The sequence below is a fragment of the Paenibacillus vulneris genome (assembly GCF_039543185.1).
Classification (GTDB): domain Bacteria; phylum Bacillota; class Bacilli; order Paenibacillales; family NBRC-103111; genus Paenibacillus_S; species Paenibacillus_S vulneris.
Map to the genome: position 1 here is coordinate 230,899 of NZ_BAABJG010000022.1, position 20,994 is coordinate 251,892.

Sequence of the window (20,994 nt, forward strand, 5' to 3'; positions counted from 1 at the left end):
CTATAATACTATACCTAATTTTCAGCAAAAAAGAAACTCTGCATACAAAGAATTTGCAAAGTTTCTTGAAGATTTTGGACAGCAGCTCTTTAAAGCGGCTGTAAGACTCGTTATGCCGGATTCGAACCCAGCGGATTGGGGTCCTCTCCCCTCTTGCGGCCGAGACGGACGGCCTGATACAGGATAAAGGCAAGAACCAATAACTGCGGTGCTGCTGTCTCCCATGTCGGATATACCCCAAGCCAGCCCCAGGATGGAATAAAACCTGGCACATGCGAGGAGAGTTTCCCCGCCACTTGAAGAGAGTGAATGCTTTCCCCGAGAAATTTGATAACTAGATAATAAATCAAAACGGTAGCTGCGAGGAAGAATGCACGGACCGGAAGCTTTATGCTGCCCTTTACTATGATATAGCCAAGAATAGCTAACAGCAGAATGGCCCCTGCAATGCCCGCAAGCAGCTGTCCAGGTTGGATGGCCGGAGCCATGCCGATGTAAAAGATGGTCGTTTCGGCACCCTCGCGAAGTATCGATAGGCAGGATACAACGAATAAAGACCACAGATTGCCGGTCGCCAGCGCAACACCGACTTGCTTCTCAATGTAACGGTTCCACGCATGGACCTGCGACTTTTTATGCAGCCAGACGCCGACCGTCAGCATTAACAGGACAGAAACGAGTCCGGTAATGCCCTCCAGCATTTCGCGTGTGCTGCCGGCAGCGACATTAGCGATCATGTAGTTTAGCAGAATTGCCAAGCCGCCGCTTAGCAGTAACCCTGCCGCCGCTCCGCACCAAATCCATTTTTGCTTGGCGGCATTGCCCGTTTTATGAAGAAAAGCTGCCAGGGCCGCAAGCACTAATAAAGCTTCGACGCCTTCACGAAGCAAAACGAGTCCGGCATCCCAGGCTGAATAACTGGTTTGCCCGGCAAATGGCGAAAGCTCCTGCTGCATCGTTTGAATGATGGAGCCGGCTTCTGCTATCTGCGGCGGATTGGACAGCAGCCTGCTCAAAGCCTCCGTCATTTCATTCTCTACCTTAGTATACAGTTCAGGTGCTTTGGTTCGAACGGCGCCTTCAACAGACGGCCATAAAGTAATGAAGCTCTGCATTTGTGCGGCCGCTTCCGTCGCATTACCCGAGCTGATGCCAGCTGCAGCCTTATTCAGGATCACCAATCCGTCCGCGACGCTCTGTTTGCCCGATGCCGGCGAAGATACGGATAAGGAACCGTTGACGTAGTCGTTGACAGTTTGAATTAAATCTTGAATGCCTGCCGCTGCAGCATCAGATCTTGGAGGATCTGCTTGCACGGCAACTCTGGCCATCGTTGTTTTTGTTTCGATCTGACCGTATATTTGGTCATTGTCCGCACGGATCGCATTTTCCGCTTTGGCCCATAGGCTGGTGAATTGCTTGAAGCTGCTTTGCGCTTTAGCCCAGTCATTATGGCCGATTTCAGTCAAGCATTGCTGAAGGATGGGCAGTAAGGTCTTCGCCGCTTTCTTGCCATCGCCTTTATCCGCCGTCTTTTCCAGATCGGCTACATAGCCCCCCGTCGCTTTAGCCAGCTTGGATACTGCAGGGTATACAGCATCCGGCTTGTTCGCCGCATCCTTTAGAGCTTGCTTCGCTTCTGTCAGTGCAGAAGCTACATTATCGTATAGAGCTGACTTGGGAGCCTGAAGCTGCTTCCACTGTTCTTCAAAAAGGTCCAATTCCTTGGCTGCTTCCCCCCATTGCCGATCTCCGGATTCCACCAGCGCTCCGCCTACAAGAGGCATCAGCTTCTCAAGAGCCGCGTCCGACTCAGCTGCCCATCCTTTCCCGGCAAACGGAATGAGAAGAAGGACGGCGATCATTAACCAACCGACCCATTTCTTCCTATTGACTTGTCTTTGCCTCATTAGTTCTCCGTCCTCTCAAGCGGTATTCCATTACTGTTCATAATAAACCTTCTCCAATATACCCTCCTTGACGGACGCCCGGAAAACAGGCGAACGAAGCGCTTCCCATATGAAAAATATACTCATTGAGTGCATCATTCTTGGCCAAACGCTGCTGAATCGGAATAAATTGTTTCCGCGGATCACGATTGAAGCAAATAAAAAAGAGCCCTGCGTCCAATTGACCTGTCTGTTTGTCGATGCCGCTGGAGTAAGAATAGGAACGCCGTAATATTTTTTCTTTATTTTCGCCATGAGCTAGCCGTACGTGAGCATTTGCGGGAATTACGGGCTTTCCGTCCGCGTTTTTAGCATCCAGCCGCAGGGGATCAAATTCGTTGCTCTGGCCCAGAGGAGCCCCGCTGCTCCGATAACGTCCGAACGTAGCTTCTTGATCGCTAAGGGTAGAACGATCCCAAACCTCGATACGCATACGAATACGCCGCACCGCCATATAAGTGCCATTTTGCATCCAAGATGGTCCATCGGACGGTTGCACCCAGACCAGATCATTCATCAGCTTGCTATCCCGTACGTCCGGATTTCCCGTCCCGTCTTTAAAGCCTAGGAGATTTCTTGGGGTTTCTTGGATGTTGGTCGCCGTCGCCGACCGCTGAAACCCTTCCTGCGTCCATCTCAGCACAGCCGTCCCGCGAGCTATACGGGCTAAATTGCGAATAGCGTGAAATGCCACCTGCATGTCATCCGCACAGACTTGAACGCCAATGTCACCGCCGCACCACTCTTCGCGTAATCGTTCGCCCGCAAATTTCGGGAAATCCACGAACGCTTCCGGACGTTTTGATGCCAATCCGAATCTTTCGTCGAACATCGAAGGCCCCACGCCAAAAGTAATCGTCAGCTGATTGGCATTCAGCCCAACCGCTTCCCCCGTATCTTCGGGAGGAAGACTCGGCTGGTCATTATGAGAGCCGACCATTCGTCCCTCTGCCATATTTGCCGAAGCCTCGGTCCAAGCCCGAAACAGCTTCGTTACTTCGGAGGCCTGTTTGGTTGTTAAATCGAAGGCGGCAAAGCAAAGGAAATTTTGTGCAGGAGTTAAGATCCCCGCTTGGTATTGATCATAAAAAGGGATGGTGGACTGACTTCTGTCCGTAGCTGCGGAAGCTGATTTGGAAGCCTTCCCGGTTCCGGTTAGCAAGCCTCCGACACCAACGCCGACGGAACCGAGCAGCAGTCCGATTCCTCCCGCTCCCGCCATTTTAAGAATATCCCTCCGGCTTACCGTTGACTTACTGTCGGGTAAATGTTCCTGATCCTGCTTCGTCATGTCTTCCATCGGGCTACGCTCCCAACAATTTGCCCATATTGGAAAGCGGCTCAGCCAAGGCATCAATAGATTGGCTCAGCTTCTTCACTTCGTCGGGCTTAAGCTCGGTATACAATATATAACCGTTATCCTTTTTGTACGGGACAAGCAGAGATGTTAGCTCTTTAAACCGGTCATCGATGGTTTTAGCTAAGGCCGCATCTTTTTTCTGAAGCTCCGGCTTCAAGATTTCAAATATTTTACTAGCGCTTTCCACATTCGCTGCAAAGTCATACAAGTCCGTATGGGAATAACGTTCTTCCTCTCCGGTTACTTTGGTTGCCGATACCTCATTAAGCAGCTCTACTGCCCCGGTAACCAGCATATTGGCGTCGATTTCCACCGTTTCTACCTTTGCTCTTAACAGCTTGCTGTTTTTGAGCAGCTCGTCGGCGGCTTCCTCTTGACCTTTGGTCGTCTTGTCCTGCCACAGTGCTTTTTCAAGCTTGTGGAATCCTTTCCATTCCTTCGGGTCTACGTCATCCTCGCGGGCATCAATATCCGGGTCAAGATCACCTAACGCCTCGGCAATCGGCTCGATTCTCTCATAGTACATCCGTGCAGGTGCATACAGCGCCTGGCTTTTCGCCAAATCTCCGGCTTTCACCGCAGCGACAAAATCGCCGGTTTGCTTGACGAATAAATCGCACTGCTCGATCACAAATTTGCGGTACTGTTCCACTTCAGACTTCAAGGCTGCACTGTCTGAAGCAGGAGCTGCTTGGTAAGACGTATTGTTAGCTGCTGGCGCCGGGGAAGGCTGCACGCTCGCTTTATTAGCTCCGCATCCGGTAAATACTAAGGTAGAGGAGAGGAGAATTGCTGAAACAACATTACGGGTCATCATTATAATAGGACATCTCCTTATATCGTTTATGAAAAACAATAGATATTGATAATCATTCTCAAATAAATTATCACAGTTCATCCTGTTTTTCAATTGTTTTTTGATGTACATAAAGTCTCCCTTCCACAGCGCAAACTAAAAGTTCAAACCATTCATTTCATAGGCTTTTTCACTTATAGACTCACAGTCTAATTTTAGGTATAATGAAGCCGAAAAGACTTGTGAGGTGGGTCGGAATGAACCGGTTGATGCGATCGGCAACGAGAAAGAAGCGGGAATACATGATTGAGGTTGCCCTTCGATTGTTCATAGAGCATGGCTATGAGCAAGTTTCCGTAGATGACATCATCGCGGCTACGAACACGTCAAAAGGAACCTTTTATCATTATTTTAAAGGGAAGGATGAGATTTTGCGGGAAATTTACCGCAAGCAAATCCATACAATCAGCGAATGGGCCGTAAAGAAACCGTCCCAAGTCCAATCCTTGGAAGGACATATAAACAGACTCTTTTTAGACTTGGCGTCGAATATTCAGGCTTATCCCAGGCTGGTACGCAGTTTAATCGCCTTGTCACTGCAAAATGAGTCGGTCAAAAACATTGAAGACGAACAATTTCAGCTGCTGTACGATCGGCTGCTTTATTGGCTTCCAGAGGCGAATAAAGTTAGGCTGCTCATTACCGCATACAGAGGAACGTTGTGGATGTGGTGCTCTCAAGAGGAAATGGACTTACCTGATTTAATGCGCAGCAACCTGGCGTGGGTTTGGTCAGGTCTACGTTTGGAACAACAAGAATCATCCATCTCGGTAGAAACGAGGCAAGCAGGGCCGGAAGCGGCATGGCTTGCGCATAGCGCTAAGGAGGAAAAGAAGATGAGAATCGCAATTATTGGAGGCGGATTGGCCGGCTTGACGGCAGCCGCTTATTTGTCGGAGCAGCCTGGAGTCGAAGGCGTCTTATTCGAGAGAAGTCCGCAGCTGGGCGGCCGCGCGTTCACGTACGAGAAAGCAGGCTTCACCTTAAATTATGGAGCCCATGCCATCTATGGTATCGATCGTCATGAAATTTCAACGATGGAGCGTGAGCTTGGTCTTTCCTTCAGCTCCAAGCAGGTGGACAAACGCAGAGTTATGTATGCGAAGCACGATCAATTAACGCCTGCTCCACTCGATTTCGTCAACCTGATGCGGACCGAACTATTAAACACGATGCAAAAGGTGCGCTTCGTTGGGGAAATCACCGCGATTATTGCCCATATCCACAATGTTAAAAATTATGAAACGCTAGGCGACTATCTGGCTCATTCCGATGCCGACGAGGATGTCAAGGAGCTGTGGGAACATCTAGTGTGCTCCAACTTCTTTATTACTCCGGAGGAAGCCCGCAAGGTTCCAGGTGCGGTCATCAGCGAATATTACCATAACCTGTTCCTGTCCAGCCGTCCGGTAAACTATATATTGGGAAGCTGGGCCGTTATTACAAATCAGCTGCGGCAAAAAATCGAAATTTCCGGCCGCTGGGAATTGGCGCTCCAGGAAGGCGTTGAGTCCATTCAATATGCGGATCGTAAATACCAGTTGAAAACGAAAAACCGTGAAGAGAGCTTCGATCGCGTCATCTTCGCGATGCCTGTTCAGCAAACATGCAAGCTTCTCAAAGGCACACCTTGGGAACCGTTCCTGGCTCCTTACGAAAACAATACCGCAACCGAGGTTATGGTGTACGATATCGGCCTGAAACGCGTCGTAGCCAGTCCATTCTCCTACATTAGCGATATGGACAATAAGCTGTTCATCAGCGACGTATCGGCAACGGACCATACGTTGGTTCCTGAAGGCGGTCAGCTGCTGCAAGGGATTGCCTACTTAAGCGACAGCTTCGCGGACGAACAGGAGCGTAAAGATTATTTGGAAAAGAAAACGAAGCAAATGGAAGACCTGTTCGATCATTACTACCCAGGCTGGCGGGATGAAACCGCAGTGAAGCGTGTTTCCAAAAAAGCGATGGTAGCCAGCGTGAAAAACATCGTAACGAACGAGCTGCTGCCTACTCGTTTGGATCATGTACCGTTTTATTTCTGCGGAGATGGTTGTGTCGGAAAAGGCGAGCTGGCGGAGAGAGCATTTTCAAGTGCGCGGCTGGTTGCGAAATCGATTATTGAGGATTTAAAAGTGCCGGCTAAAATATAGAGGCTATCATTTGACCGATAAAAGAAAGCGCGGCTTGGACAATGAGCCCCGCAGTCCATAGCAGCTTGGAAAACCAACCCGATTCTTGAACAGAATCGGGTTGTTGTGTTTCCTTAGGCTTTTGCTCTATGGAAGGATTATGAAAGGCGGTCTTAGCCCCTGAGGATTTAATTGTTACGGTTCGAGTTGCCCCATCCCAGCTAAGCTGTCCTCCGAACGCCTCACCGATAAATCGGGCAGGCGCCATCGTGTAGCCGTTAACCAGCTGTGCTGCTGCTTCCAGCTGAACGGCCTGCCCGTTTTTCCAGGCTTGCCGATCCCCAATTTTCAGAGAGATTGTTATATCCCCTTTGCGTCCTGCCGCCGTCTGCGTCTTCTCATCCCAAGTCACGTCAGCACCCATCGCTTCGAAGATAGCCCTTAGCGGCACCAATGTATTACCGTCCCGGATTACAGGCGGCTGCTCGTACTGCTGCCGCTGCCCGTTCAATTCAACGGTAACCTGGGAGGATAAGGCAAACGATTTGGATGCGACCTTCGTTCCGCTTCGATTGTATACCGTGAGCTGAAGATTCGATCCTTCAGCGACTTGCCCGGCACTCAGTTCGATCCCGAAAGGAGGGTTCGTCTGGGATTCAATGATCTCCCCGTTGATCGAATATTCGATTTTTCCGATATAAATATCGGGAATTTTGACCCAAGGCGTGATTTTCGTTTTGACCGCGAAGGTGTTGTCAGAACCTCCCAGCTTCACATGGCCGATGCCGTCCGATGGCTTGGCTCCCTGCTCCACCTTGGATAAATAAAACGGGGAGGCGATCATCCGGCTGTACAAGCTTTTCATCTGCTCGTTGGCTCCGAGCAAATAGTTATTCTGCGATTCGCGGTTTTTCAGATCCACATTAAAATAGGTGATGGACTTCAATCGCGGGTACTTAAGCGGCATGATCTCATATAACCGTTGCAAATTCAGCAGACCGTAATCCGTAAACGATTCTTGCGGAATGTGGGCATAGTGGGAAACAGCCGTTTCACTGATCATGAGAGGCTTCCGGTCCGAATAAGTCTTATACAGGTAATCCAGCCTCTCGATCGGACTCGTTGCTTGCATATTCGCCTGCTTGGGGTCGCCGTTCTCATACGGCTCCGTATACATACTGACACCGACCCAATCCACATAATCATCCCCTGGATAATAGACATCCATCGAGTAGGCCGGAACATCACCGGGACTCCAAACCATGGCCACATTAGGGGCTTCTTCGGCCATCACATCATGGACAAGACGGAACTTTTCTATATACTTCGCCGGATCGCCATGCCACACGACCCAATCTCCGTTCATCTCGCTGGCATAGCGAAGGAAAATAGGGATGCCGGACGCTTTGGCTGCGCGCGCCCATTGACGCAGGTAGGCGTCATCCTGGACCGAATCGAGCCCCTTGGATGGCTCCCATGCGATCTGCAAGGCCGCTCCCGCTTCCTTGGCTCTTACGGCATACTGCTGGGGAAAAGGATTCCCTACCTGTGCGTATGCCAAGTACAGGGCATGATTTTTCCCGTACAGGGATTTCGATTTGGTGAACTGATTTTGCATCGCAGGGTCCTGCTCGGAGTACATGCCGATATACATACCGTACTCCGGCTCGAATTTGGCCAGCTTGCCGTTCTTCGGAGCCCCCTGCTGCCGCAAAAGCTCCGTATCGTCCGTGGACATGTAAACGTCCAGAATCGTCCTTATCTGCTCGGCGCGTTGAAGGTCGACGGCTCCCCAATCCTTGCCGTATAAGAGCCAATATTGATTTTCCAGCTCATAATAGCGAATGGCATTGTCATAATCGCGGATGCTGTCAAAATATTCGTCCAGCTTGCCGCTGAACAGCGCGGCACTCTGCCAATCCTCGATGGATGCATAGTGATCAACCAAAAACTCCCAATGGGGCACCGCTTCTTCCGGGCGGCCGGCGTTCACGGCGGCTTCAGCAGCCTTCCAGCGATCCCATATCGGGTCGGCATGCGCCGGGGATGCTCCCAGCCACAAGCCGCAAGCCATCGTTAACGCAAGCAAGCCTTTGATCCAACGGGTTATTACTTTAGGTGTAGCAGCAGCCATGTTCTTCTCCCCTCTCTCGCTGCCTGTAACCGGCTGCGAGTGGACCGTCGATTTTATCCATAATGAATCTATTTACGTATAAATGCCTATAAGGTTTCTAAATAGACGCTGCTTCCTTTGCCTCCGGGCTCAGCAGGCTGTACGACCAGCCGGCGCGGTAGACGGGCACGAAGCTCGGGAACGTGGCTGATGACCCCTACCGTCAGCTTATCGTAATGCAGCTTCTCCAGCGCAACAATGACCGTCTCCAGCAAATCCTGATCCAACGTGCCGAATCCTTCGTCGAGGAAGAAAAATTCCAGAGGATATTGCCCCTTCAGCTGGATTTGTGCAGATAAGGCCAGGGCTAACGATAACGATGTGAGGAAGGTTTCTCCGCCAGATAACGTGGAAACCGGTCTCTTCACGCCTCCATTAGAGTCGTCCCGAATGATAAAGCCGCCGGAGGAATCGACTTCAATGGCATACTTTTGCCGTGTGAGCTGTCCCAGACGCTCGGATGCCGCACGGCTTACCTGCATCAGCTGCTCTTCAGCCAAAAATTCGACGAAGGCATTGCCCCGCAGCACCGACTGCAGCTTGCTGAGCAGCGTCAGCTCGCTCTGCTTGACCAACCGCCTGGATTCCAGCTCGCTCCACCTTGCGTGCTTGGCTTGGATCGATTCCCAGTCCCGTTCTGCCTTTGCCTTAGCCTGAAGCGCTGCTTCATCGAGCCGCTTGCATTCGGCAAGCTCGGACTCCATCGCTGCCCACTGCTCCTCTGTAATGCTGCGTCCGGCCAGCAGCCCGGCCAATTGGGCTTCCTGAGTCCTGAGCTGATGCTCCAGCTTGCTGTAGGCTTCTACCTCCGCGCTCCAGGCTTGCTTGTTATCGTCGGAAATTAATGCGGAGATGACTTCCTCCGGTGAAGCAAAGCTATGCAGAGCGCCTTGACGCTTCCACTCCTCCTCCGCTTGCTCCGCCTGCTCCGCCGCGTTCTGGACCGCCTTGCAGGCCGCTGCATAGGCTTGTGCGGCTTGCTGTCCGGCCAACTGGGACGACTCATGTTCCAGCTTCGTCCGATCATTGGCAAGCCTTAGTCCATCCAGTTGCTTGGAAGCAGCCTCCATTTGGGATTGAATGTCCCCGCTGCCTGCCCATTCCGTCAGCTTAGCGGCTTTCTCCTCCACCTGCTGATGGACGCTTTTCCATTCCGTCTTCCATTGAACGCTCTGGCGGTCCAGCTCGTTCATTCGCTGCTGAATCCCGCTGATCGCAAGCAGCTTTTCGTCTATAAAGCCTACGCTCTTGTCCAGCCGCTGGCGGATGTCCTCCGCCTGCTGCAGGCTCTTGCGTTGGCGCTCTGCAGCTGCTTCGACTTGCTCATAATCGATATCGGAAAACTTGCGTTTCCATGAATCCGTCAATTCGCTGACGGTTTGCTGGAGCTTCTCCGTTTTTTGCCGGACCCCAGCCGCCAGTGTATGTAAGGTCTGCTGCTTGGAACGCAGCTCTCCGCTCATCCGATCCAGGCTTCCCCTGAGCTGCAGCAGCTCCTGAAGCCTCTTCTGCAGCAGCTGATATTGCTTGTTAGCCTCCGTCAGACCGTTCTCGGCCTGCTGAAAATCCTCCTTCAGCTGCTGCTCAGCCGCAGATCGATCGACCACCGTGTAGGACCGTTCCCGTTCGGATCGCAGTTCCCATGCCTCGATGGCTGCAGCCGCTTCGGCCAACGTTTCATTCACCTGCAGCTGCGGAAGCATGGACCTCCACTGCTGAACGACATGGTTCAAGCTCAAACTCAGCTGGCTTGCCGCCAGCTGCTGCTGCCTCGCTTGAAGCAGCAAGTGCTCAAGCCGGGCAATCGCGGCCTCGGTATCAGAGCCTGTCTCCGCCTCATGCTCGTGAAGCGAATTGGGAGCCGGATGATGCGTCGAACCGCATACCGGGCATGGATCTCCGCTCTCCAGCTTGGCGGCTAATGCAGCCGCCATGGCTTTCAGCTCGGCTTCGCGTCCCGCAGCCTTGAAATCGCCGATTAATCCCGGGATAGCCTCCGCAATCCCGGTCAGGCTATCCTCATGACCGCTTACTGCCGAGTAGATCTCGGACATATCCTGAAGCCAGGCAGACAAGTCTTGTCCCCATTGGCTCTCTTTGCTTTGTAACTCAGCTTGCTCCTGCGCGATAGCTTGCAGCCCGGCCTCGTGGCGCTCGCGCTCCGCACGCTGCTCTTCAAGCTGCTGACGCCATTGCTCGATCGTCCGCTTCTCCTGCAGCGCCTCCTGCAGGCGCTCCCGGATCCCGCTCGGCACCTCCACCAGCGCAAGCTCCGCCTTCAGGTCAGCTTGGCGCTTGACGGCCTTGTCGCGAAGCTCCTGCTCCCGCAGAAGCTGCTCGCGCGCTTCGGCAAGAGCAGCCTCCGTCTGCGCGTCCTGCGCAGCGAGCCTGGCGAGCGCTTCGCGCTGCTGCTCCAGCTCTGCCGCGAGCGCCTGCGCCTGCTGCAGCTTGTCGAGCCGCAGCAGCAGCGGCGCCTCCTGCGCGGCGAGCGCCTCTCGCGCGGCGGCATGCGCGGCCTGCGCTTGCTCCAGCGCGGCCTGCGCGCTCTGCAGCGCCGCTTCGGCTGCCGCAGCCGCGTCGCGCTCGCGGGCCAGCCGCGCCAGCGCCTGCTCGCGCTGCCGCGCGTACGGCTGCGCGAGCTCCGCTTGCGCGGCGCGGGCGAGCTGCGCCTGCAGCGCGAGCACGTGCGGCGCGCGGGCGGCGTGCTGCTCGCGCTGCACGCGCACGGCCGCGAGCTCCTGCTGCAGCTCGCGCACGCGGCGCTGCTCGGCTGCGCGCGCCTCGCAGGCGGCAAGCTGCTCGCGCAGCCGCTGTGCAGCCTGCGCTGCCGCTTCAAGCGCGGCCGCCGCGGCATCCAGCGCCGGCTGCGACGCATCGCCGAGCCCCTGCTGCTCGGCGGTGATCTCCTTGATCGCTATATCCGTTTCCTTATAGCGGGCGGCTGTCTTGGCGCTCAGCTGGTCGCCATACGGCTCCAGATGAAACAACCGCTGCAGCATTTGTCTCCGTTCGCTGCCCTTTAATGCGAGAAACTCCGCAAATTTGCCTTGCGGAAGCACAACCGCTCTCGTGAAGTCCTGCATCGACAAGCCCAAAATATCCTGGACCTGCTGATTGACTTCTCCCGCTTTATCCGCCAGGACGACCGTCTCCCCATCCTGATAGCGGATAAGCCGGCTTACGGTATTGTTAACGGAAACCTCCCCGCCTCTCTTGAATTGGCGGTCTACTCTGTAGCGCTGCGCCCCGGAAGCATGCCCCAGTTCGAACGTAAACGAGACGCTGAGAGCCTGCTCCGCATGGTTCATAATGCCCTGCGTCCCGTTCGCCGCCCTCTCCACCTTGCCGAACAACGCCAAGGTCATGGCATCGAGAATGGTCGATTTGCCGCTACCCGTCGGTCCGAAAATCCCGAACACGCCCGCATCGCATAGCGCCGTAAAATCAATCTCCTGTACCTCGCGGTAGCTCTGTAAGCCTGCCATTTGAAGGTATATCGGCCTCAAAAATGTTAACCTCCTTTCGTCTTATCCCTGCGGAGCCTCCAACAGCTCCATAAACAGCTTCACCAGCTCAGCCTCCGGCTCGGCTCCGCCTGTTTGTCTCGCATAGTAACGGCGGAACAGCTCATCCATCGGCATACTGCGCATTGAAACAGAAGATGCCGCTGCCGCTTCCATCTCCGGATAGATCGGGCGTATATTGACAATCCCTTCGTGAGCCTTGCGCAGCAAATGGATTTGCTCCATCGACATCGCCTCGGACATATGGATTTCCAGATCAATCCAGGCCCTCGCGTCCTTTCCTTCCTCCAGCCACGCATGCACCTGAGCCAAGCCGTCTTCCGCTCTCCAACGCGTTAGCGGTCGGCCGCTGGTCAAGAACAGCTCCTCCAGCTTTGGCGCTTCACCCGGCTTCACGTCCAGCACCGTGACCGATTTGGCCTGTCCCGCTTCCGAGAAGCTATACGCCAAAGGCGATCCGCTGTACCGCATTAGCGATGGAGCTTTAATCGTCTGCGGTCTATGCAGATGACCGAGTGCGACATACTGCGCACCGACAGCCAGCGCCGCCGTATCTACCGTATAGGCGCCTCCTACCTGGATGGGCCGTTCCGATTCGCTCTCCGCACCGCCAAGGACATAAATATGGCTCATCAGCAGATTGACCGTATCGTTCCTGTAATGCTTCGCCTGCTGTGCCGCAATATATTTGACCCGGTCCGAGTATGCTGCCCTCAGCAGCTCTTCCTCCACCTGCTCGGATAGCAGCTCCTTAAGACGCGATTCCGAAGGATAAGGCAATGAAAATAAGCAAGCCTGCTCCCCTGTTCTTGCAATATCAATACGCTCGATCCGGTCCTCAGGCAACCCTGCGAGCCGAACTCCCAGCTTTTGCGCCAAAGGGGCCGCCGCAGCCAAACGGTCCGGATGATCGTGGTTGCCTGCAATAACGGCAACTGGCCTATTGCCGTTGTCTGCCAGCCGGGCCAACGCGTCGTAAAACAACTGCTCCGCCGCAGCCGGCGGATTGACGGAATCATATACGTCGCCTGCGATCAGCACCAGGTCAATCGATTGATCCTTCACCAGCTGTGACAGCTCCTCTACGAAGGCTTCCTGCTCCTCCAACCGGCTCCTTCCTTCCAGCTGCCGTCCAAAATGCCAATCAGCCGTATGCAATATCCGCATCGAAGCCCCTCCCTTCCGGCATGTATGCCTGACTGTATCCTAAACAAAGTCCAAACTCGCATAAGGTTTTACAACTCCAAAATGTGAGCCCCGTCAAACAAAAAGATATATTTCCCGGTTACCGGCCTTCTCCATATCCTGGAGATCGCCTGGGCGTACAAGTCCAATTGAAGCTGATAGCGGTCACGAACCGCCTGCAGCGATTTTTCTCCCTGGCCCTTTAACCGGTCTGTTTTATAATCAAGAAGCACGAGCCCGTCCGCTTCCTCGAACACGCAATCAATAACCCCTTGCAGCAGAATCGTTTCTTCGGAGGAAGCCGCATCCGTTCCGCTATAGACTTCCCTTGCAGGCAGCCCGTAGCTGAACGGCACCTCCCTGTGCACAGCCTTCGATTGCAAAAGACGCTGTCCAAGGTCGCTACGGAAGAACGAGACGATAACTTCAGCGTCAACGACCTCTTTTTGAGTCTCCGTAAGCAGCTCCTTGTGCACCATCATCGCCAAAGTTTCCTTGACCACCTCTACCGACGGTGTGAAATGGATCGGCATATGCTGCATAACCGAATGGAATACCGTTCCTCTCTCGGCCGCATTCAACTTCGACTGCTCCATGAAACGGGGCCGACGCACGATCGCAGGCTGATACACACTTTTTGGCTCCTGCTGACCCAGAACTTCGGATACTCCGGCAGGCGCTTCCTCAGATACGAGCTCCAGCAGCTTGTGATGCTCGGAAAGCCGTTTTAATTCCGTTACGGATGTTTTCGACAGCAGCGAGGAGGACTTGGCAAATTCATATGACCAGGACAGCCGTTCTTCGATATGGGATTCAAACAGGCACTCGGTCCCGTCCTCCCCGGTTACAGGCTCCAGCCGGAAAACAGCCTGCTTCCGTTCCTCCGACAGCTCAAAGCTTACAGCCGCCTCCTCCAAAGCCGTGAACATATCGGGTCTTACCCAATGGACCAGCCATTTGGACAGCTCCTCCGCCATGAAAGCGGGTAGGCGGTATCCGGCTCCCGCCTGATCCCTGAGCTGTCTGCCGTCAGGATGACGCATTAAAGCGGGGCCGATCCAATCCAAATAGCATTTCGCCCGCGCTACCATATCGTCTGGCAATAATGGCTCGTCATGCTCCAATACATTAGCCCAGCTCTGAAGAAGCTTATCCGTCCCTTTTACGGTTGCCAGCAGATAAAGCTTCTCACGGGCTCTTGTCAACGCTACATACAAGACTCGCATTTCCTCTGCAAGCATTTCCATCCGCATTTTTCTGCGAATCGCCAGCCATGGCAGGGTTGGGTAGCTGATTCTTGCTTCCAGGTCCATCCATTTCGGTCCGAAGCCCAGGTCCTTATGCACCATAAACGTATCCGTCAGATCCCTTTGGTTAAACCGCTTGGCCATACCGGCTACAAATACGACGGGGAACTCCAAGCCTTTACTTTTATGTATGGACATGATCCGGACTACATCTTCCTGCTCACCCAGAGCGCGGGCTGTACCCAGATCACCGCCTCCGTCCCTCATCCGTTCGATAAAGCGCAAGAAACGAAATAAGCCTCTGAACGAAGTGGCTTCATACTGCCTGGCCCTGTCATATAACGCGCGCAAATTCGCCTGGCGCTGCTGCCCTCCCGGCAAGCCCCCGACAAAATCATAAAACCCGGTTTCCCTGTAGATATTCCAGATCAAATCAGAAAGTGAGCCTTCCTTTGCCTCTTCCCTCCAGGAGCGAAGCCGCTTTAAAAACCGCTGCACCTTGTCCCTGGCATCCGATTCGGCATCTGCCCCGGCAGGCAAGACTTCGAACGGTTCCCAACCATCAGAACGGCCGGCTGCAACTTCCTTCCACGCTGCATCATCGATCGTATTGTCCTCATTCTCCGATTCATTCTCCTGGCAGACTGCGTCTTCACCGGACTCCATAAGCTCCGAGGGAGCTTTGCCATAGGCTCTGACTGCATCGTAAAACGCCGAGTATTTGCCGGCTATCCTTATCTGGGCCAGCTGCTCCGTGGAGAGCTGGACGATCGGAGAGCGAAGCACTGCAGCCAGCGGGATGTCCTGATAAGGATTATCAATCAGCTTAAGCAGCGACAGCAGCACCTCTACCTCCGTTGCCGAGAAATATCCCGAATTTAATTCGGCATATGCCGGGATTCCCTGCTGCCGAAGCTCCTCAATGAGAACCGGAGACCACTGTTGGGTCGCCCTGAGCAAAATCACCATATCCCTATAGGTAATGTCTCGTTTGCCGCCGGTGGCTTTGTCATACACCTGAAAGGCTTGTTCTCCGTTCGTACCGAGCAGCTTATGAATTTGTGCGGCAATAGCACGCGCCTCCAGCTGGACGTTTTCAAGCTCCTTACCCTCCAGAGCCGGATCGGCGGCTTCCCCGCTTCCTGTGCTCTCGTCAGCCTCGTTCCCTTCCTGGGAAGGAGCATCTGCTGCTGTATTATTGTCTTCCGTCTCCGAACGGTCGATCAGAATCAATTCGGCGGCTTCCGGTCCATTGCTGGCCGTATCCCATTCCGGATAATAAGCAGCCCCGTACTTCAGCTCAGCTTTATCATCATAAGCAATTTCTCCGACGGTTTCGCCCATCAGCTGCTTGAAGATGTAATTGACTCCGTGAACGACAGACAGCCGGCTCCGGAAATTTTGCGCCAGATCGATGCGCTGCCCCGGCTCCGTGCCATCGTTCCGGTAGCTCTTGTATTTCTCGAGAAACAATCCGGGCTCCGCCAGGCGAAAGCGGTAAATGCTCTGCTTCACATCGCCTACCATAAAGCGATTCCCGGGGGCTGTTCTCGATATCAAGGCTACAATCGATTCCTGTACCCGGTTCGTATCCTGATATTCATCCAGCAGCACTTCAACGAAGTGCTCCTGATAGCTGAGTGCGACCTGTGAAGGCTTCAGCTCTTCGGACTCCCCATCATCCTCCGATAAGATTTGCAGGCAGTAATGCTCCAAATCACCGAAATCGACAAGCCCTTTGGCTTTTTTGGCCTGCTGGTACCTGCGCCCGAACTCCATGACCAGCTCTATGAGTGTTTGCATCAATGGAGCCATAATCCTGAGCTCCTCGTCATACTGCTCCGGAGTCCGCCCGAACAGCTCGGCCCCGATGCCCGACAATTGGTCCTTCGCTTTGTTTCTGAGCTCCTTGACCTGCTCTTGAAGCTCTTTATCGTACTGGTCCCCCTTGCAAGGCTTCAGCTTGCCGAATGAGGTTCCCTGGAAGGAATCATACAAATGCTCCCAAGAATAGGCCGCCACCTGCTGCAAATAAGCAACAGCCTCCAGATCCTCCTTCAAATTAAGCAAATAAGGAGCGGGCCCCCCGGGCTGTTCGGCAATGCGCACTGCTTCCTTCAATACAGATGCGATTCCTTCAAGCTCCAATCGGACGGAAGCAAGCAAGCTTGGCAGCCATGGGTTCGGTGTTCCTTCGGTTCTTTCGAACATCGAGGCCATCTCTTGAAGCCATTGCGACGGCTTGGGATGGCTTCGCGATTCATCATATAGACGCTGAACCAATCTGTAGAGGGCATCATCACTCTTGTCTCCGCTGAACCATTCGGCAAGCCTCCAAAAGTTACTGTCCTCGGAAGCCTCCTCGTATCGTTCCTCAAACAGCTCCTCGATCAGATCCTGCCTCATCAATTCGCTCTCCGTCTCGTTGGCGATTCGGAATCCGGGATCGAGCGCAATCTTTTGGTAATGAGTCTGAATGACCTCCAAACAAAAGGAATGAAGCGTAGTGATGGAGGCTCTTCCGATCAGAGCCAGCTGTTTGCGGACATGATCCGATTCGGGATGACGTTCCAACGTTTTTTCCAGAGCCTCACTGATTCTATGCCTCATTTCGGCGGCCGCTGCATTCGTAAAGGTCGCAACGAGCAGCCTGTCCACATCTACCGGATCATGCTCGTTGGAAATCCGTCGAATAATGCGTTCAACCAGAACAGCCGTTTTACCGGATCCGGCTGCGGCAGCCACCAGCATGTCATGGCCGTGGATCGAAATCGCATCCCATTGGTCGTCCGTCCATGAAGCTCCTTCCGGCTTAGGTATCTTGTTGATCATTCGTTATTCCTCCCGTCAGGTCAATCATATCATCCGTCTGCGGCAAATCCGGCTTGGACGCATTCTCATCGGTGATCGCTAAGAGTGAAGAGCTCTGCTTCTTCAGAGCCCTTGCCGGCCGGAACGGAATGACCTGCGGTGAAGCTTCCGCGGCTTCCATCCGCTCCTTCATCATATCCAGTGCACGGTCTTTGCCCATCGGCGGCAGCACCCTGTGCTCATTGGCCTCAAACTGCGGATCGAACTGGCATACGGGTCTAAACGAGCAGAACGTGCAGGCGACCTCCGTCCCCATACGGTACGGCTGAATCCCTACGATCCCGCCTGTCATGGAAGAGCCTATGTCCTTGATCGTTTTACGGACATAATTGCGCATCAGAGTCCATTGAGTGTCGTCCGCTACCGAGGATGATTTGTAGAAGCTGCCGTCATTTTTGAGTGCGACGGGGATCAGCTGGGAATGGCCGCTGGAATCCGCCAGCGCAGCATCCATCAGCCGTGCCGTTTCGGCATCTGCGCGTATGAGCCCTCTCATCTTGAACTTTTTGCGGATCTCTTCCTCCGCTCTCTCCGCTGAAATCCGGTTCTGTGTCTGGAGAAGCGGGTTATGTACATGGAAATACAGCACTCCGGCAGGCTTGGCCTCCGTTCCGAGCCATTCTTTGGCATGAGTCATAATGACATCCAGGTAAGTAAGCATCTGCAGCGACAAGCCGTAATAAACCTCTGCCAGATGGAGCGCCGTTGCACTCGATTTATAATCAATTACACGCAGCAGCGTACCCTGTTCCGTATCCGCCCGATCCACACGGTCAATACGTCCTCTCACATCCATTCGGATCCCGTTATCGAGTTGATATGTAAGCGGTGGAATGGCCTGGTCCGAGCCAAAACCGATTTCGAGTCCAATAGGCTGGAATTGTCCGTATTTCGCATGCTCGCCGAGCATCCAGGCCGAACGCCCGATAATTTGCTTCAGCTTGCGTGCAATATAATGATTGCGCTTGGAGCTGAACAGGATCTCGCTTTGCAGTCTTGGAGCCAGCAAATCGACCACGCTGCCGGCTTTGACCATGCATTCCTCGGCTGTCAGACTTCCCCAGTCCCCGCCATCCTGAGCCACCTGCTCCGCAAACAAGCTGAGCGCCGCATGGAACAGCTGACCGATATCCGGGGCTTGAAGGCGATAGATCCGCCTCTCCTGCAGACGCAGACCGTGTGAGGCGAACTGGGAGAAGGGGCAGGCGACGAACCGTTCCATTCTGGATACGCTGGTCAGCACATGCTCGCCGTACAATAAACGGCTCGTTGCAGGACTGAGAGGCAGCGCTTCATTCGTGTACTGGAGCGACTTCAGGGTCAAGCCCAGACGGGCTCCCCAGCCTGGCTGACGGACGAACCAATTATATACGGACCACCAAAGCTCCGGCATCGGCTCTCCTTTCATCCACTGCTTCAGCTGGACGATAAGATAGGACAAGGCGTTGCCGGGACTCGCTATATAATCGAGCTGCTCATTTAAGCCCATGCCGGCCGTAGGCTCGCTCATAAGCAATCGCTCCTTCACCCCTGGGAACATACGTTTCATATGCCGGATGATTTCGGAAGGAAGCAGCATCTTGCCTTCTTCATCGGCCAGCGGATAACTGAGCCATAAGCACTGGGAAGGCGTACAGAAGGAGCAATAAATAAGGAATTGCTCGTCCAGCAGCTTTCTGCGGCTGCCCTCCGCCATCGGTAAGCCGAGATCGGTCAGCTTCTCCCTCTCGGGCTCGCTCAGCACGCTGTCTTCTTTCATTTTGGACGGGATGACGCCCTCATTGACGCCAAGCACAAAGACATGCTTCACGTTACCGGTCCGCGTCCGGTCCATGCTTCCGATCAAAACCTGATCGAGCGACGGCGGCACCAGCCCTAGCTTAATGCTTTCCATTCCCGTTTCGAGAAGAGCTGCAAACGTCTCGGTTGACGCCTCTTCCTCCCCAAGAAGCTCTACCAGTTGATCGAACATGTCGATGATCCGGTCCCATACTTGGGAGTGCTCACGGGCTTTTTCCGGCTTTCCGTCGCGAATGGCTCTCTGGCTCCAGCTCTCGAGCCTTTGCGGCACCTGAAGCTGAACCAGCAGCTCATAGAGCGCTTTTACCTTCTCCTGAACCGTCCGGCTGCGCTTCATTTGTTCCTGAAACGCATACAGCGGTTCGGCGACCCTGCTGCGGCAAACATTCATTTTATGTAAAAAGGCCGCTTCGGCTTCACTTGCAGTTGCCTCCGGCTGCTCAAGACTGGCGCGCAGCGAATAAGTCCACGGCTTGCCGTCGAACCACCGCGCTCCTTGAATCCCGAAGGCCAGCACATAATTCTCGAGCTGGTCCATCGCATGGCGATCCAACTGGATCCCCGTATCGTCATTGCCGAGCGGCAAAAAGAAATCCGTTTTGACGCAGCGGAATACGGCATCATACTTCCAATAATGGAGAATAACCTCCAGCGACGAACGAATCAGCTCCACCAGCGGATGGTGCATCACCGTTCTCTTCTGATCGAAAAAATAAGGAATGCCGAAGTCGGCGAATGTAGAGGAGAACAGGTCTCCGTAGACTTCCGCGTTCCTTACGGTTACGGTAATATCTCGGAAACGAGCCCCTTCCTCCCGGACCAGCTTAAGAATATCGCGCGCCGCCCCCTCAACCTCCGCTCTGCGGTTTACGGCAGCGGTCAGACGAATGCCTTCCGCAGCAGACTTAAAGGGACTGTTGTAGGGCTTCTTCACCCGATGCTCAAAAGCTTGCTCCATGTAAGCCAGCATAGGATTTTCCATAAAACGAACCGGCGGACTCGCATTCAGCAGGATGCTTTCCCGAACGGGAATCTGCAGCCTATCCATCCTCTCCAGCAGCTGGAGCATGGTTCTCGCCGTCGGATGAAACAAATCCAGATCATGAGGCTTCTCGCCAAGGCGGTACTCCCTATTAAGACAAAGTGTCATTGTCACTTCACTGCATACGGAAGCCAAGCTTTCAATGACTGCAAATTCCTGGGGAGTGAAGCCGTGGAAGCCGTCGATCCAGCATTCGGCATCGCGCACGTACTCGGATTGCGACAGCTGTGATGCGAGCAGCGTCAAATAATCTTCGCCATCCAGGTAGGTTCGTGACAGCTCCTGCTCGAACTCTCCGAATAGAAGCTGAAGATCGTGCAGCTTTTCCTTCATTGACAGTGTCTGATTTTGCATCGAAGGGCTCTCCAGGAATTGCGACAAGCCTTCCGACGTCACACAGTACCTTTTGAATTCCTTGAACAAGTCGTTTATTTTTTCTATGAAACCCATTTGATCCGCTGTAGTGGAGAACAGCTTCAAACGGTCTTTTTGCCTATGTATAATTTTATGAAGAAGCAGCTTTTTGCCTGTTTCGTCTATCGGCAGCCTTGCCGTCCCTCCCGCTTCCTGCATGACGCGCCATGCCAGCCTTCTAAAGCTGAGCACCTGGGCGCGAAGCGTGCCTCCAAGCTCGGGTGCAGAGACCAGCGCATATTCCGCCTGAAACGTTGCCTGCTCCGGAACCAGCAGAATGATCGGCCTCCCGCTCGGCGCTTCGATCAGCTTTTCTTTTATATTTCGCAAACAATAGTCGCTTTTTCCGCTTCCGGATCTCCCGAGAACAAAACGGATCGCCATATCGCTTCCCCCTCAACGATGGTAAAACCTGTGCTTATCCAACCTCTGTAAATAACT

At 53.7% G+C, this 20,994-nt stretch carries 9 protein-coding genes; 1 reads left to right on the forward strand and 8 read right to left on the reverse strand.

The genetic code is table 11. The features are described from left to right. Nucleotides 1-110: 110 nt before the first annotated feature. From ABEA66_RS20930 to efeO, 3 genes are read right to left on the reverse strand one after another with little or no spacing between them, the layout of a single operon-like run. Complete coding sequence (locus ABEA66_RS20930) at nt 111-1,910, reverse strand: FTR1 family iron permease (RefSeq protein ID WP_345590436.1); 1,800 nt, start codon at nt 1,908-1,910, stop codon at nt 111-113. 37 nt (nt 1,911-1,947) lie between these two features. Beyond that, nucleotides 1,948-3,249: an iron uptake transporter deferrochelatase/peroxidase subunit gene (efeB, locus tag ABEA66_RS20935; RefSeq protein ID WP_345590438.1), complete on the reverse strand. Its 1,302-nt coding sequence runs from the start codon at nt 3,247-3,249 to the stop codon at nt 1,948-1,950. A 4-nt stretch (nt 3,250-3,253) separates the two neighbouring features. Next, a complete protein-coding gene (gene efeO / locus ABEA66_RS20940; RefSeq protein WP_345590440.1) occupies nt 3,254-4,126 on the reverse strand; it encodes an iron uptake system protein EfeO in 873 nt (290 codons plus the stop codon). A 236-nt stretch (nt 4,127-4,362) separates the two neighbouring features. Between efeO and ABEA66_RS20945 the strand changes: the two genes are divergently transcribed. Then, on the forward strand, nt 4,363-6,318 hold the full coding sequence (locus ABEA66_RS20945; protein ID WP_345590442.1) for an FAD-dependent oxidoreductase: 1,956 nt from the start codon (nt 4,363-4,365) through the stop codon (nt 6,316-6,318). Here the strand turns inward: ABEA66_RS20945 and ABEA66_RS20950 are convergent. The 5 genes from ABEA66_RS20950 to addB all read right to left on the reverse strand — a co-directional run bounded on the left by ABEA66_RS20950 (nt 6,308) and on the right by addB (nt 20,937). Further along, the gene (locus ABEA66_RS20950; RefSeq protein ID WP_345590444.1) at nt 6,308-8,431 is read right to left on the reverse strand and encodes a stalk domain-containing protein; all 2,124 of its coding nucleotides are present in this window, start codon (nt 8,429-8,431) and stop codon (nt 6,308-6,310) included. The two genes, ABEA66_RS20945 and ABEA66_RS20950, sit on opposite strands and share 11 nt — an antisense overlap. 86 nt (nt 8,432-8,517) lie before the next feature. Further along, nucleotides 8,518-11,976, reverse strand: a complete 3,459-nt coding sequence (locus tag ABEA66_RS20955; protein WP_345590446.1) for an AAA family ATPase — start codon at nt 11,974-11,976, stop codon at nt 8,518-8,520. Nucleotides 11,977-11,997: 21 nt separating this feature from the next. Next, nucleotides 11,998-13,161 carry an exonuclease SbcCD subunit D gene (locus ABEA66_RS20960; RefSeq protein WP_345590448.1) on the reverse strand — a complete coding sequence of 388 codons (1,164 nt, stop codon included), beginning with the start codon at nt 13,159-13,161 and terminating at the stop codon, nt 11,998-12,000. 68 nt (nt 13,162-13,229) lie between these two features. Beyond that, nucleotides 13,230-17,258, reverse strand: a complete 4,029-nt coding sequence (gene addA / locus ABEA66_RS20965; RefSeq protein WP_345590450.1) for a helicase-exonuclease AddAB subunit AddA — start codon at nt 17,256-17,258, stop codon at nt 13,230-13,232. Further along, nucleotides 17,239-20,937 carry a helicase-exonuclease AddAB subunit AddB gene (addB, locus tag ABEA66_RS20970; protein WP_345590452.1) on the reverse strand — a complete coding sequence of 1,233 codons (3,699 nt, stop codon included), beginning with the start codon at nt 20,935-20,937 and terminating at the stop codon, nt 17,239-17,241. The genes addA and addB overlap by 20 nt, the downstream gene beginning before the upstream one ends. Nucleotides 20,938-20,994 lie beyond the last annotated feature (57 nt).

Bases quoted from the DNA above. Each gene is read 5' to 3' on its own strand.
- ABEA66_RS20950 (WP_345590444.1), bottom strand. From the start codon at position 8,431: ATGGCTGCTGCTACACCTAAAGTAATAACCCGTTGGATCAAAGGCTTG.
- addA (WP_345590450.1), bottom strand. From the start codon at position 17,258: ATGATCAACAAGATACCTAAGCCGGAAGGAGCTTCATGGACGGACGAC.
- ABEA66_RS20960 (WP_345590448.1), bottom strand. From the start codon at position 13,161: ATGCGGATATTGCATACGGCTGATTGGCATTTTGGACGGCAGCTGGAA.
- ABEA66_RS20945 (WP_345590442.1), top strand. From the start codon at position 4,363: ATGAACCGGTTGATGCGATCGGCAACGAGAAAGAAGCGGGAATACATG.
- ABEA66_RS20930 (WP_345590436.1), bottom strand. From the start codon at position 1,910: ATGAGGCAAAGACAAGTCAATAGGAAGAAATGGGTCGGTTGGTTAATG.
- efeB (WP_345590438.1), bottom strand. From the start codon at position 3,249: ATGGAAGACATGACGAAGCAGGATCAGGAACATTTACCCGACAGTAAG.
- efeO (WP_345590440.1), bottom strand. From the start codon at position 4,126: ATGATGACCCGTAATGTTGTTTCAGCAATTCTCCTCTCCTCTACCTTA.
- addB (WP_345590452.1), bottom strand. From the start codon at position 20,937: ATGGCGATCCGTTTTGTTCTCGGGAGATCCGGAAGCGGAAAAAGCGAC.